The following is a 12658-nucleotide window of genomic DNA, read 5'->3' as shown; positions in this document are numbered from 1 at the left end:
GCTACCGCTCCTCGCCGTACAGCAGGGCGCCGACGTCAGGCTCCACGTCGAACATGTTTTGCAATGCATCCAGCGTGTCGCGGGCTTCCGCTTCGTTAATCACGCTCATGGCAAACCCTACGTGGACCAGCACCCACTGGCCGAGGCGCGACGCGCCCGCCTCATCGGTGCTGCCCACCAGCGTCAGATCCACGTCGCGCAAAATGCCGCAGACCTCAACCCTGGCCTGGTTACCGTCGATAGAGTGAATTTGTCCGGGTACGCCTATGCACATCGTTCGCTCTCCAGCCAGTTTAGCCATGCGTCCATGCCGTCGCCGCGCGTGGCGGAGACCAGCAGGATCTCAATCTCCGGATTCACCTCGCGGGCGTACGCCAGGCACTTGTCCACGTCGAAATGCAGGTACGGCAGCAGGTCCACTTTGTTCAGCAGCATGATCGATGCGGCGGCAAACATGTGCGGGTACTTCAGCGGTTTGTCTTCGCCTTCGGTTACCGACAGCACCGCCACCTTGTGTCGTTCGCCCAGGTCGAAGCTCGCCGGGCAGACCAGGTTGCCGACGTTTTCAATAAACAGGATGCCGCTATCTTCAAGCGGCAGGCGCGGCGCGGCGTCGGCAATCATCTGGGCATCCAGGTGACACCCTTTGCCGGTGTTAACCTGAATCGCCGGGGTGCCGGTTTCACGAATGCGCGCGGCGTCGTTTACGGTCTGCTGATCGCCCTCGACTACCGCGCAGGAGACGCGCCCGTTCAGGCGCTTGAGCGTCTCCGTTAACAGCGTGGTTTTACCGGAGCCGGGGCTGGAGACCAGGTTCAGCACCAGCTGTTTGCGGGCGGCGAAGCGCGCGCGGTTTCGGGCGGCGATCTGGTTATTTTTGTCCAGCACGTTAATTTCCACGTCCAGCATCTGGCGCTGGCTCATGCCCGGCGCGTGGGTGCCCGCCTCGCCGTGGCCGTAATGCAGATCGCCCGCTTCGGAGCGTTGCGGCGCAAAGGTAATGCCGGTCAGGGACGCCGCAGGACGCGGGGCAGGAGAAAAGGGCGCGGAGCGAAACGCGGAGTGGGGGCGATGCTCATCCCCTTCTATATACAGGTTGCCTTCGGCGCAACCGCAGGTACTACACATACTTTACTCCTTCTCGATTTCGAGGCGTTGGATCTGCATGCCGTCATCCGCCACGATGCGAAGGCCGGTGCTCTGACACTGCGGGCAGCGCTGAACCTTTGATGACAGCAGGGTGACGTACTGCTGGCACTGCCCGCACCAGCACTCCGCCTGCTGTTCTTCAATATGGAGCTCGCAGCCTTCCGCCAGCGTGCCGCGGCATACCAGCTCAAAGCAGAAGGTCAGGGCGCTGGTCTCGACGCAGGAAAATGCCCCGACCTTCAGCCAGACGCCGGTGACGCGCTTCGCGTGGTTTTGCACTGCCTGCTGCTCAATCAGTTCCAGAGCCCGCTGGCAGAGGGTGATTTCGTGCATGACGCCTCCTCAATGAATTGCGCCATTGGAATGCAATAACGGTGCCAGCTTGATTTCTGTTAGGGCGTGACGATGTCAACGCTGTCGAAATGACACGTCGACATCGCGGCGTTGACAGCGGTCATGTGATTAAATTCATTTAAAATCATATAGATAAAAACTGGCATGGAATCTGCTTAACAGCCGCTATCTCCATTAACCGGATACCTTTTATGACTATTTGGGAAATCAGCGAAAAAGCGGATTACATCGCGCAGCGTCATCAGCAGCTGCAGGACCAGTGGCACCTCTACTGCAACTCTCTGGTTCAGGGCATTACCCTCTCAAAGGCGCGTCTTCATCACGCGATGAGCTGCGCGGCGCAGGGCGACATGCGCTTTATCCTCTTCGGCCACTTCACCATCAACGTGACCCTGGCGGATAACTTCAACAGCCACACCATTGAGTATCACCTCGAGACAAAAGACGGCGAAAAACAGTGTATTGCGAAGGCGCAGCTGATGGCCGACGGCATGGTCGACGGCCACGTCAGCAACCGCGATCGCCAGCAGGTGCTGGAGCACTACCTGGAAAAAATCGCGCCGGTCTATAACGGCCTCTACGCCGCCGTTGAACACGATCTCCCGGTCAACCTGACGCAGCTGATGGGTGGAAACGCCTCAGCGAACGTGGCCTGACTCCTGCGTGTCGAGAAGTGTCGACAAGACAGTTTTTCGTCAAAAATGACCATCACCAGAGGATAACCCGGTGAACCGTTTTGTAATTGCTGACTCGACGGTCTGCATTGGCTGTCGAACCTGCGAGGCGGCGTGTTCGGAAACGCATCGCCTGCATGGGCTGCAGTCCATGCCGCGCCTGCACGTCATGCGTAATGAAAAAGAGTCTGCCCCGCAGCTCTGCCACCACTGTGAAGATGCCCCCTGCGCGGGTGTTTGCCCGGTGAATGCCATCACCCGCGTGGATGGCGCGGTCCAGCTGAACGAAAGCCTGTGCGTAAGCTGCAAGCTGTGCGGCATCGCCTGCCCGTTCGGCGCGATTGAATTTTCCGGCAGCCGTCCGCTGCACGTTCCGGCGAACGCCAACTCGCCAAAAGCCCCGCCCGCGCCACCGGCGCCAGCACGCGTCAGCACGCTGCTGGACTGGGTACCCGGCATCCGCGCCGTGGCGGTGAAGTGCGATCTGTGCAGCTTCGACGAGCAGGGCCCGGCCTGCGTGCGCACGTGTCCGACGAAAGCGCTCATTCTGGTTAACATTCGCGACATCGCCCGCACCAGCAAGCGTAAACGCGAGCTGACCATCAACAGTGATTTTGGCGACCTTTCCCTGCTACAGGCGCTTAACGAGGGGGCGAAATGAACGCGGCAATGATGATGACCAGCGCGGTAGCCTGTTTTGCGGCCGCCGCCGTTCTGGCGCTTCTCTTCTCATTCCATAAAACCCTGAGCGGCGCGATCGCCGGGATCGGCGGGGCGGCAGGTAGCCTGATGACGCTGGCGGCAGGCGGCGTTGTCCTGCTCGGCGGCCACTCCGTCGAGGCCGTGATGCCGCTGATTCGCCACGGCGTCGCGATGACGCCCCTGAACGCCATCTGGCTGGTGACCTTTGGCCTGTGCGGGCTGTTTATCAGCCTGTTCAATATCGACTGGCACCGCCATCCGCACGCCAACGCTAACGGCATGCTGGTGAACCTGCTGATGGCGACGGCGGTCTGCACCGTTATCGCCAGCAACCTCGGGGCGCTGGTGGTGATGGCGGAGATCATGGCGCTCTGCGGCGTGTTCCTGACGGGCTGTAGCGCCTCCGGCAAGCTGTGGTTTGCGCTGGGACGCTTCGGAACGGTTCTGCTGGCGCTGGCCTGCTGGCGGGTATGGCAACGCTTCGGCACGCTGGACTTCTCCGCGCTCAACGGCCATCCACTGGGGAACGACGTCTGGCTGCTGGGCGTGCTCGGCTTTGGCCTGCTCGCCGGAATCATCCCGCTGCACGGCTGGGTGCCGCAGGCGCATGCGAACGCCTCCGCGCCCGCCGCCGCGCTGTTTTCTGCGGTGGTGATGAAGGTCGGCCTGTTCGGCATTCTGGCGATTACGCTGACCGGCGGGCAGCCGCCGCTGTGGTGGGGCGTCGTGCTGCTGATTGCGGGCACGATCACCGCGTTCGTCGGCGGCCTGTACGCGCTGATGGAGCACAATATCCAGCGCCTGCTGGCGTACCACACGCTGGAAAACATCGGCATCATCCTGCTCGGTATCGGCGCGGGCGTGACCGGGCTGGCGCTGAACCAACCGGCGCTGATTGCCGCCGGGTTTATCGGCGGTCTCTATCACCTCGTCAACCACAGCCTGTTTAAAAGCACCCTGTTCCTCGGGGCGGGAAGCGTCTGGTTCCGCACCGGCCATCGGGATATCGAAAAGCTCGGTGGGATCGGCAAAAAGATGCCGGTGATCTCACTGGCGATGCTGGTCGGGCTAATGGCGATGGCCGCGCTGCCGCCGCTGAACGGCTTTGCCGGGGAGTGGGTGATCTACCAGTCCTTCTTCGCCCTCGGTCAGAGCGACGCCTTTATCGCGCGCCTGCTCGGCCCGCTGCTGGCGGTTGGCCTGGCGATTACCGGCGCGCTGGCGGTGATGTGCATGGCGAAAGTCTACGGCGTGACCTTCCTCGGCGCGCCGCGCACCCGCGAAGCGGAAAACGCCTGCTGTGCGCCGGTCTTAATGGGAGTGAGCGTGGTCGCGCTGGCGCTGTGCTGCATCGCGGGCGGCGTGGCCGCGCCGTGGCTGCTGCCGCTGCTGGGCCACGCCATTCCGCTGCCGCTGACCGTGGCGAACACCACCGTTTCCCAGCCGATGATTGCGCTGCTGCTGATTGGCGCGCCGCTGCTGCCGCTCGTGCTAATGCTGTGCTTTAAACGCGACCGGCTCGCCTCCCGCTCGCGCGGCGCGGCGTGGGCCTGCGGCTACGAACACGAGCAGTCGATGGTCATTACCGCCCACGGCTTCGCCATGCCGGTGAAGGAGAACTTCGCCGCCGTGCTGAAGCTGCGCCACTGGCTCAATCCGGTGGGCTGGGTACCCGGCTGGCAGAGCGCCGCCGCGCCCGCGCTGTTCCGCCGTCTGGCCGTCATCGAGCTGGCGGTGCTGGTGGTCATTGTGATTTCACGAGGAGCCTGACATGAGTCTGATACTGGCAATTCTTCAGGCGCTGGTGCTGTTCGCCGCGGCGCCGCTGCTGTCGGGCATTACGCGCGTGGCGCGCGCCCGGATGCACAACCGTCGCGGGCCTGGCGTACTCCAGGAGTACCGCGATCTCTTCAAGCTGCTCTCTCGCCAGAGCGTCTCGCCGTACGCCGCAGGCTGGGTCTTCCGCCTGACGCCGTTTGTGATGGTGGGCGTGATGCTCACCATCGCCACCGCGCTGCCGGTGGTCACGGTGGGGTCGCCGCTGCCGGTGCTCGGCGATCTGATTACGCTTATCTATCTGTTCGCCATCGCCCGCTTCTTCTTTGCGATTGCGGGTCTCGACACCGGGAGTCCGTTTACCGGGATCGGCGCCAGCCGCGAGGCGATGCTCGGCGTGCTGGTTGAGCCGATCCTGCTGCTGGGGCTGTGGGTCGCCGCGCAGGTCGCAGGCTCCACCCATATCAGCTTTATCACCGATACCGTTTATCACTGGCCGGTTTCCCGCTCCATTCCGCTGGTGCTGGCGCTCTGCGCGTGCGCGTTCGCCACCTTTATTGAGATGGGTAAGCTGCCGTTTGACCTTGCGGAAGCCGAGCAGGAGCTGCAGGAAGGGCCGCTTACCGAATACAGCGGCTACGGCTTTGCGGTGCTGAAGTGGGGCATCAGCCTCAAACAGCTGGTGGTGCTGCAGATGTTTGTCGGCGTCTTCTTCCCGTGGGGCCAGATGACGCACTTCTCCGCGGGCGGTCTGGTGCTGGCCGTCGTGGTTGCCGCCCTCAAGCTGCTGGTCGGCGTTCTGGTGATTGCCCTGTTTGAAAACAGCATGGCGCGCCTGCGTTTTGTCGAAACGTCGCGCATCACCTGGGCCGGTTTTGGTTTTGCATTTTTAGCATTCGTCTCCTTGCTGGTGGCGTGATTAAAGAGAGTATTTATGTCTGAAGAAAAGAAAGGCCAGCAGTATCTCGCCGCGTTGCATCAGGCCTTCCCCGGCGTGGTGCTGGATGAAGGCTGGCAAACCAAAGACCAGATCACGATTACCGTGAAGATGAACTACCTGCCGGAAGTGGTGGAGTTTCTCTATTACCAGCAGGGAGGCTGGCTGTCGGTGCTGTTCGGCAACGACGAGCGCCAGCTGTGCGGCAATTACGCGGTGTACTACGTGATGTCGATGGAGCAGGGCGAAAAGTGCTGGCTCACCGTGCGCGTCGAAGTCGACCCGAACAAGCCGGAATACCCGTCCGTCACGCCGCGCGTGCCCGCTGCCGTCTGGGGCGAGCGCGAAGTGCGGGACATGTACGGCCTGGTGCCGGTCGGCCTGCCGGACGAGCGCCGTCTGGTGCTGCCGGACGACTGGCCGGACGAACTCTATCCGCTGCGTAAAGACAGCATGGACTATCGCCAGCGCCCGGCGCCGACCACCGACAGCGAAACCTACGAGTTCATCAACGAACTCGGCAGCAAGAAGAACAACGTGGTGCCGATCGGCCCGCTGCACGTCACCTCCGACGAGCCGGGCCACTTCCGCCTGTTCGTCGACGGCGAGAACATTATCGACGCCGACTACCGCCTGTTCTACGTCCACCGCGGCATGGAAAAGCTGGCGGAAACCCGCATGGGCTACAACGAAGTGACCTTCCTCTCTGACCGCGTGTGCGGCATCTGCGGCTTCGCCCACAGCACCGCCTACACCACCTCGGTGGAGAACGGCATGGGGATCGTGGTGCCGGAGCGCGCGCAGATGATTCGCGCCATTCTGCTGGAGGTGGAGCGCCTGCACTCGCACCTGCTGAACCTCGGCCTGGCCTGCCACTTCGTCGGCTTTGACTCCGGGTTTATGCAGTTCTTCCGCGTGCGCGAAGCGTCGATGAAGATGGCGGAGATCCTCACCGGGGCGCGCAAAACCTACGGGCTGAACCTGATCGGCGGGATCCGCCGCGACCTGCTGAAGGACGACATGATCCAGACCCGTCAGCTGGCGCAGCAGATGCGCCGGGACGTGCAGGAGCTGGTGGACATGCTGCTCAGCACGCCAAACATCGAGCAGCGCACCGTGGGGATTGGCCGTCTCGATCCGGAAATTGCCCGCGACTTCAGCAACGTCGGCCCGATGGTGCGCGCCAGCGGCCACGCCCGCGACACCCGCGCCGATCACCCGTTCGTCGGCTACGGCCTGCTGCCGATGACCGTGCACAGCGAGCAGGGCTGCGACGTCATCTCGCGCCTGAAGGTGCGCATCAACGAGGTGTTCACCGCCCTGAACATGATCGACTTCGGTCTCGACAACCTGCCGGGCGGCCCGCTGATGGTGGAGGGCTTCACCTACATTCCGAACCGCTTTGCCCTCGGCTTTGCCGAAGCGCCGCGCGGGGACGATATTCACTGGAGCATGACCGGCGACAACCAGAAGCTCTACCGCTGGCGCTGCCGCGCGGCCACCTACGCCAACTGGCCAACCCTGCGCTACATGCTGCGCGGCAACACCGTGTCTGACGCGCCGCTGATTATCGGCAGCCTTGACCCGTGCTACTCCTGCACCGACCGCATGACCGTGGTGGACGTGCGCAAGAAGAAAAGCCAGGTGGTGCCGTACAAAGAGCTTGAGCGCTACAGCATCGAGCGTAAGAACTCGCCGCTGAAATAAGGACTCGCCATGTTTACCTTTATCAAAAAAGCGATCAAAACCGGCACGCCCACCAGCCGCTATCCGCTGGAGCCGATGCCGGTCGACAAAAACTTTCGCGGCAAGCCGGAGCACAACCCGCAGCAGTGCATTGGCTGCGCGGCCTGCGTCAACGCCTGCCCGTCGAACGCCCTGACGGTGGAAACGGATCTCAAAACCGGCGAGCTGGCCTGGCAGTTTAACCTCGGGCGCTGCATCTTCTGCGGCCGCTGCGAGGAGGTCTGCCCGACGGTCGCCATTCGCCTGTCGCAGGAGTACGAGCTGGCGGTGTGGAAGAAAGAAGACTTCCTGCAGCAGTCGCGCTTTGACCTGTGCCACTGCCGCGTCTGCCGGCGTCCGTTCGCCGTGCAAAAAGAGATCGACTACGCCATCGCGCTGCTGCAGCACAACGGCGATGCCCGCGCGGAGCAACACCGTGAAAGCTTTGAAACCTGCCCGGAATGCAAGCGCCAGAAATGCCTGCTGCCGTCCGACCGCATTGATATCACCCGCCATATGAGAGAGGCCAGCTGATGGAAAATTTACTCGGCCCGCGCGACGCTAACGGCATACCGGTGCCGATGACGGTGGAGGAGTCCATCGCCAGCATGAAGGCGTCGCTGCTGAAAAAAATCAAACGCTCGGCCTACGTCTACCGCGTGGACTGCGGCGGCTGCAACGGCTGCGAGATTGAGATCTTCGCTACGCTGTCGCCGCTGTTTGACGCCGAGCGCTTCGGCATCAAGGTGGTGCCGTCCCCGCGTCATGCGGACATCCTGCTGTTCACCGGGGCCGTCACCCGCGCCATGCGCTCGCCCGCGCTGCGTGCCTGGCAGTCCGCGCCGGATCCGAAAATCTGCATCTCGTACGGCGCCTGCGGCAACAGCGGCGGCATCTTCCATGACCTCTACTGCGTCTGGGGCGGTACCGACAAAATCGTGCCGGTCGACGTCTACATTCCGGGCTGTCCGCCAACGCCTGCCGCGACGCTCTACGGTTTTGCCATGGCGCTCGGCCTGCTGGAACAGAAAATCCACGCCCGCGCGCCGGGCGAGCTCGACAACCAGCCAGCCACTATCCTGCACCCGGATATGGTGCAGCCGCTGCGGGTGAAGGTTGACCGCACGGCGCGCAGGCTGGCGGGCTACCGCTACGGTCGCCAGATTGCCGATGACTATCTGCGCCTGCTGAGCCAGGGCGAACATCAGGTGGCGCGCTGGCTGGAGGCGGAAAACGACCCGCGCCTCAATGAGATCGTGGCGAACCTGAACAGCATTGTGGACGAGGCGCGTATCCGATGAGTGAAACGGTGGTGTTCAGCCAGCTGAGCCGTAAGTTTATTGATGAGAACGACGCCACGCCGGATGCGGCGCAGCAGGTGGTCTATTACAGCCTGGCGATTGGGCACCACCTCGGGGTGATTGACTGCCTGGAGGCGGCGCTGAGCTGCCCGTGGCCGGAATACCTGGCGTGGATTGCCACGCTGGAGGAGGGCAGCACGGCGCGGCGCAAGATGGAGGGCGTACCGAAGTACGGTGAGATCGTTATCGACGCCAACCACATTGCGATGCTCGCCAACGCCTTTGACGCGGCGCTCGGCAGGCAAACCCCGGAGCAGCAGGCGTGGAGCAAAACGCTGCTCGGCATGCTGCATGATATTCATCAGGAGAGCGCCATCTACCTGATGGTGAGGAGATTACGTGACTGACGTTTTACTGTGTGTCGGCAACAGCATGATGGGCGACGACGGCGCGGGCCCGCTGCTGGCCGAGATGTGCGCCGCGAAACCGCAGGGCAGCTGGGTGGTGATTGACGGCGGCAGCGCGCCGGAAAATGACGTGGTCGCCATCCGCGAGCTGCGCCCGGAGAGGCTGCTGATTGTCGATGCCACCGATATGGGGCTCAATCCCGGCGAGATCCGCCTGATTGACCCGGACGACATTGCCGAAATGTTTATGATGACCACCCACAATATGCCGCTGAACTACCTGGTCGATCAGATTAAAGACGACGTGGGCGAGGTGCTGTTTTTGGGCATTCAGCCGGATATCGTTGGGTTTTATTACCCCATGACGCCGCCGGTGAAGGAGGCGGTGGAACGGGTGTATTCGCGGCTTGCGGAGTGGGTTGGGGACGGTGGGTTTGAACCCCTCACCCCGGCCCTCTCCCCAGAGGGGAGAGGGTGAAAACCACACCAAACGGTTCCCTCTCCCCTCTGGGGAGAGGGTTAGGGTGAGGGGTAAGGACAGGCTACTCGAGATCCCCTCCGTTACTCGCAATCACCTTCTTATACCATCCGAACGATTTCTTGCGCTTCCGCTCGAGCGTGCCGTTCCCGGCATCGTCGCGGTCCACGTAGACAAACCCGTAGCGCTTGCTCATCTCGCCCGTTGAGGCGGCCACCAGGTCGATGCAGCCCCAGGTGGTGTAGCCCATCAGCGGCACGCCGTCCTCAATCGCGTCGCCCATCGCGCGGATATGCTCGCGCAGGTAGCTGATGCGGTAGTCGTCGTTGATCTCGCCGTTTTCATCAATGACGTCTTTCGCCCCGAGGCCGTTTTCCACCAGGAACAGCGGCTTCTGGTAGCGGTCGTACATCATGTTCATGGTGATGCGCAGGCCGAGCGGGTCAATGCCCCAGCCCCACTCGCTCACCTGAATGTGCGGGTTGCGCAGGGATTTGACGATGTTCGCGGCATTGGTATTGTTCGCGTTCATATCCGCCGACGCGCAGCGCGAGGCGTAATAGCTGAACGAGACAAAGTCGACGGTGTTTTTCAGCAGTTCGTCGTCGCCCGGGTCTTTCACAATCGCGACGCCCTTCTCGCGGAACACGCGGGCAGAGTAGGCCGGGTAGCTGCCTCGCGCCTGCACGTCGATAAAGAACAGGTTTTCGCGGTCTTTCTCCAGCGCCATCCACACGTCTTCCGGCTTGCAGGAGTAAGGGTAGAAGTTACCGCCCGCCAGCATGCAGCCGACCTGGTTTTCCGGGTTTACCTCGTGGGCGATTTTGGTCGCCAGCGCGCTCGCCACCAGCTCGTGGTGCGCGGCCTGGTATTTCACCTGGTCTTCGTTTTCGCCTTCCTCAAACACCAGCCCCGCGCCGGAGAACGGGCTGTGCAGCATGATGTTGATTTCGTTGAAGGTCAGCCAGTACTTCACCAGGCCGTTAAATTCCTCAAAGCAGGTGCGGGCGTAGCGGGCGAAGAAATCGACCATCCTGCGGCTGCGCCACGAGCCATACTCCGTCACCAGATGCATCGGCACGTCGAAGTGGCACAGGGTCACCAGCGGCTCGATGCCGTACTTTTTACACTCCTCAAATACCGCGCGGTAGAAGGCGATACCCTCCTGATTCGGCAGCGGTTCGTCGCCGTTCGGGTAGAGGCGGCTCCAGGCAATCGAGGTGCGGAACACCGTAAAGCCCATCTCCGCCATCAGGGCGATGTCTTCTTTATAGCGATGGTAAAAATCAATTGCCTCATGGCTCGGGTAGAACTCGTCGTCACGCAGCGAAAAACGCTTTTCCTTGCCGAGCTTCACCGCCAGACGGTTCGCGCCGTGGGGGATCATATCGACCGTCGTCAGTCCTTTGCCGCCTTCGCGGTAGGCACCTTCACTCTGGTTGGCGGCAAGCGCGCCACCCCATAAAAATCCTTGTGGAAAAACAGACATGCTTACCTCGCTTTCAATTTATGCTTTTGCTGCGTTGTTTTGTACCGGCGCGGTCTGCAGGGCGCGCGCTTTTTCGGCCTCGTCTTCAACCGGGATATCCTCAAACCCTAACAGCAGGGTCAGAACAAACGACAGCACCACTGCCAGCCCCATCACGCCGAACACCCAGACGATGGTCATCGGGTTGGCCGGATCGAAGAACTGCACGCTGGTGAACAGCCCCGGCGCCGCCATCGAGTGGCTGGCAAGACCCGCCATACCGGCTACCGCGCCGCAGATAAAGCCGCTGATCAGGCTTGCAATCAGCGGGCGCTTCAGGCGCACCGCCACGCCGTAGAGCGCCGGTTCGGAGATCCCCGCCATAATGGCGGAGGCCGCCGCCGCCAGCGCCGTCTGGCGCAGCTCCGGGTTTTTGGTTTTCCACGCCACTGCCAGCGACGAGCCGCCGAGCGACAGGTTGGCGCCGATTTCCGACGGCATCACCATCCCTTCTTTACCCGTTTCGGCAATGGTCTGAATGATGGTTGGCGTAAAGACGCGGTGCATCCCGGTCATGACCAGCAGCGGCCAGAGTGCGCCCATAATGGCGACGGAGAGCCAGCCCAGGTAGCCGTGAATGGTGTAGACCAGCGCGGAGATGGCGCTCCCGATCCAGATGCCCAGCGGGCCAATCAGCACGATGGCGAGCGGGGCGGCAATCAGCACGATCAGCATCGGCTTGAGGAAGTTCTTCGTCACCGACGGGGTAATGCGATCCACCCAGCGTTCGATGTACGACAGGCACCAGGTCATCACCAGCGCGGGGATGACGGTGTAGGTGTATTTCACCGCCGTCACCGGAATAAAGGCGAACTCAACGTGCTCGCCCTGCGCGGCCTTCGCCATCAGCTCGATAAAGCTCGGGTGCACCAGCACGCCCGCAATGGCGATCGCCAGCGACATGTTGGTTTTGAACTTCACCGCCGCCGAGGCCGCCACCATCAGCGGCAGGAAGAAGAACGCCCCGTCGCCAATCACCGTCAGAATGGTGAGCGTCGGCGCGCCCTTTGGCAGCACGCCGGTCATTTCGAGGATCATCGCCAGCAGCTTGACCATCGAGCCGCCGATGATCGCCGGGATCAGCGGGGACATGGTACCGATCAGCGCGTCGAGGATCCCGGCGCCGATGCGGCGTAAGGTCATCTTCTGCGGCCCTTCCGGCACGGCGGGCTGCAGGTCAGTGGGCAGCAGGCTCACCACTTCGCGGTACGCCTGTGAAACGGTGTTGCCAATAACCACCTGGCACTGGTTGTCGTTGCGCACCACGCCGAGCACGCCGCTGATGTTTTTCAGGCGCGCGGCGTCGGTAAGGCTCTCGTCTTTCAGAACGAAGCGTAAACGCGTCATGCAGTGGGTGACGGCGACGATGTTCTCTTTGCCGCCCAGCGCGCTGATAACGTCGTTCGCCAGCGCAGCGTAATTTTTGGCCATCGGATGTGATCCTGTTATCGTTGTGAGAAGTGTAGGAAACCGGTTTCACATAATCATCATGAGTTTTCATGAATGAAACAAGATCGCTTTTTGACCATTTTTTCGTTTCGTGATGCAGATCGCGGTAGGGTGTCGAAAGCGTGATTTCGACGCCAGGACAATTTTTTTGCAGTGCAGTACACTGCGCTTCATCAGA

At 62.0% G+C, this 12658-nt stretch carries 14 protein-coding genes; 9 read left to right on the top strand and 5 right to left on the bottom strand.

What is annotated here, in order from left to right; all coding sequences use genetic code 11:
- Nucleotide 1: 1 nt before the first annotated feature.
- Genes L6R44_RS06295 through hypA form a run of 3 tightly spaced genes read right to left on the bottom strand, consistent with a single transcriptional unit; the run spans nucleotide 2 to nucleotide 1482 of the window.
- Nucleotides 2–274, bottom strand: coding sequence for a HypC/HybG/HupF family hydrogenase formation chaperone (locus L6R44_RS06295; protein ID WP_237423600.1), 273 nt, complete (start codon nucleotides 272–274; stop codon nucleotides 2–4).
- Nucleotides 265–1128: a hydrogenase nickel incorporation protein HypB gene (hypB, locus tag L6R44_RS06290; protein ID WP_237423599.1), complete on the bottom strand. Its 864-nt coding sequence runs from the start codon at nucleotides 1126–1128 to the stop codon at nucleotides 265–267. Before hypB ends, L6R44_RS06295 begins: the two co-directional genes overlap by 10 nt.
- Before the next feature lie 3 nt (nucleotides 1129–1131).
- Complete coding sequence (gene hypA, locus L6R44_RS06285; protein ID WP_237423598.1) at nucleotides 1132–1482, bottom strand: hydrogenase maturation nickel metallochaperone HypA; 351 nt, start codon at nucleotides 1480–1482, stop codon at nucleotides 1132–1134.
- A 212-nt stretch (nucleotides 1483–1694) separates the two neighbouring features.
- On the opposite strand from hypA, the gene hycA reads away from it, so the two are divergent.
- The 9 genes from hycA to hycI all read left to right on the top strand — a co-directional run bounded on the left by hycA (nucleotide 1695) and on the right by hycI (nucleotide 9503).
- Nucleotides 1695–2159, top strand: a complete 465-nt coding sequence (gene hycA, locus L6R44_RS06280; protein WP_032643056.1) for a formate hydrogenlyase regulator HycA — start codon at nucleotides 1695–1697, stop codon at nucleotides 2157–2159.
- Between the two features lie 70 nt (nucleotides 2160–2229).
- The gene (locus L6R44_RS06275; protein WP_032643053.1) at nucleotides 2230–2838 is read left to right on the top strand and encodes a 4Fe-4S dicluster domain-containing protein; all 609 of its coding nucleotides are present in this window, start codon (nucleotides 2230–2232) and stop codon (nucleotides 2836–2838) included.
- Nucleotides 2835–4649: a formate hydrogenlyase subunit 3 gene (gene hycC, locus L6R44_RS06270; RefSeq protein ID WP_237423597.1), complete on the top strand. Its 1815-nt coding sequence runs from the start codon at nucleotides 2835–2837 to the stop codon at nucleotides 4647–4649. The genes L6R44_RS06275 and hycC overlap by 4 nt, the downstream gene beginning before the upstream one ends.
- Nucleotide 4650: 1 nt before the next feature.
- Nucleotides 4651–5574, top strand: a complete 924-nt coding sequence (locus L6R44_RS06265; protein WP_237423596.1) for a respiratory chain complex I subunit 1 family protein — start codon at nucleotides 4651–4653, stop codon at nucleotides 5572–5574.
- Between the two features lie 15 nt (nucleotides 5575–5589).
- Nucleotides 5590–7299 (top strand): formate hydrogenlyase subunit HycE, encoded by a 1710-nt coding sequence (gene hycE / locus L6R44_RS06260; protein ID WP_237423595.1) that lies wholly within the window; start codon nucleotides 5590–5592, stop codon nucleotides 7297–7299.
- Between the two features lie 9 nt (nucleotides 7300–7308).
- A complete protein-coding gene (locus L6R44_RS06255) occupies nucleotides 7309–7851 on the top strand; it encodes a formate hydrogenlyase complex iron-sulfur subunit (protein WP_032643045.1) in 543 nt (180 codons plus the stop codon).
- Nucleotides 7851–8618: an NADH-quinone oxidoreductase subunit B family protein gene (locus tag L6R44_RS06250; protein ID WP_032643043.1), complete on the top strand. Its 768-nt coding sequence runs from the start codon at nucleotides 7851–7853 to the stop codon at nucleotides 8616–8618. The genes L6R44_RS06255 and L6R44_RS06250 overlap by 1 nt, the downstream gene beginning before the upstream one ends.
- Nucleotides 8615–9025, top strand: a complete 411-nt coding sequence (locus tag L6R44_RS06245; protein WP_023294422.1) for a formate hydrogenlyase maturation HycH family protein — start codon at nucleotides 8615–8617, stop codon at nucleotides 9023–9025. Before L6R44_RS06250 ends, L6R44_RS06245 begins: the two co-directional genes overlap by 4 nt.
- On the top strand, nucleotides 9018–9503 hold the full coding sequence (gene hycI, locus L6R44_RS06240; protein ID WP_237423594.1) for a hydrogenase maturation peptidase HycI: 486 nt from the start codon (nucleotides 9018–9020) through the stop codon (nucleotides 9501–9503). Before L6R44_RS06245 ends, hycI begins: the two co-directional genes overlap by 8 nt.
- Nucleotides 9504–9567: 64 nt before the next feature.
- Here the strand turns inward: hycI and L6R44_RS06235 are convergent, their stop codons facing one another.
- Together L6R44_RS06235 and ascF are read right to left on the bottom strand one after the other, a co-directional pair.
- The gene (locus L6R44_RS06235) at nucleotides 9568–10992 is read right to left on the bottom strand and encodes a 6-phospho-beta-glucosidase (protein WP_237423593.1); all 1425 of its coding nucleotides are present in this window, start codon (nucleotides 10990–10992) and stop codon (nucleotides 9568–9570) included.
- Nucleotides 10993–11010: 18 nt separating this feature from the next.
- A complete protein-coding gene (gene ascF, locus L6R44_RS06230; RefSeq protein ID WP_237423592.1) occupies nucleotides 11011–12462 on the bottom strand; it encodes a PTS cellobiose/arbutin/salicin transporter subunit IIBC in 1452 nt (483 codons plus the stop codon).
- Nucleotides 12463–12658: the final 196 nt, after the last annotated feature.

This window comes from Enterobacter cloacae complex sp. ECC445 (assembly GCF_021892025.1).
GTDB lineage: Bacteria > Pseudomonadota > Gammaproteobacteria > Enterobacterales > Enterobacteriaceae > Enterobacter > Enterobacter chengduensis.
This window is presented reverse-complemented; position numbering and strand designations above follow the sequence as displayed.

Coding starts and splice junctions, on each gene's coding strand:
- hycA (WP_032643056.1), top strand. CDS start 1,695: ATGACTATTTGGGAAATCAGCGAAAAAGCGGATTACATCGCGCAGCGT.
- ascF (WP_237423592.1), bottom strand. CDS start 12,462: ATGGCCAAAAATTACGCTGCGCTGGCGAACGACGTTATCAGCGCGCTG.
- L6R44_RS06265 (WP_237423596.1), top strand. CDS start 4,651: ATGAGTCTGATACTGGCAATTCTTCAGGCGCTGGTGCTGTTCGCCGCG.
- L6R44_RS06255 (WP_032643045.1), top strand. CDS start 7,309: ATGTTTACCTTTATCAAAAAAGCGATCAAAACCGGCACGCCCACCAGC.
- hycE (WP_237423595.1), top strand. CDS start 5,590: ATGTCTGAAGAAAAGAAAGGCCAGCAGTATCTCGCCGCGTTGCATCAG.
- L6R44_RS06295 (WP_237423600.1), bottom strand. CDS start 274: ATGTGCATAGGCGTACCCGGACAAATTCACTCTATCGACGGTAACCAG.
- L6R44_RS06250 (WP_032643043.1), top strand. CDS start 7,851: ATGGAAAATTTACTCGGCCCGCGCGACGCTAACGGCATACCGGTGCCG.
- L6R44_RS06235 (WP_237423593.1), bottom strand. CDS start 10,992: ATGTCTGTTTTTCCACAAGGATTTTTATGGGGTGGCGCGCTTGCCGCC.
- hycC (WP_237423597.1), top strand. CDS start 2,835: ATGAACGCGGCAATGATGATGACCAGCGCGGTAGCCTGTTTTGCGGCC.
- hypA (WP_237423598.1), bottom strand. CDS start 1,482: ATGCACGAAATCACCCTCTGCCAGCGGGCTCTGGAACTGATTGAGCAG.
- L6R44_RS06245 (WP_023294422.1), top strand. CDS start 8,615: ATGAGTGAAACGGTGGTGTTCAGCCAGCTGAGCCGTAAGTTTATTGAT.
- hypB (WP_237423599.1), bottom strand. CDS start 1,128: ATGTGTAGTACCTGCGGTTGCGCCGAAGGCAACCTGTATATAGAAGGG.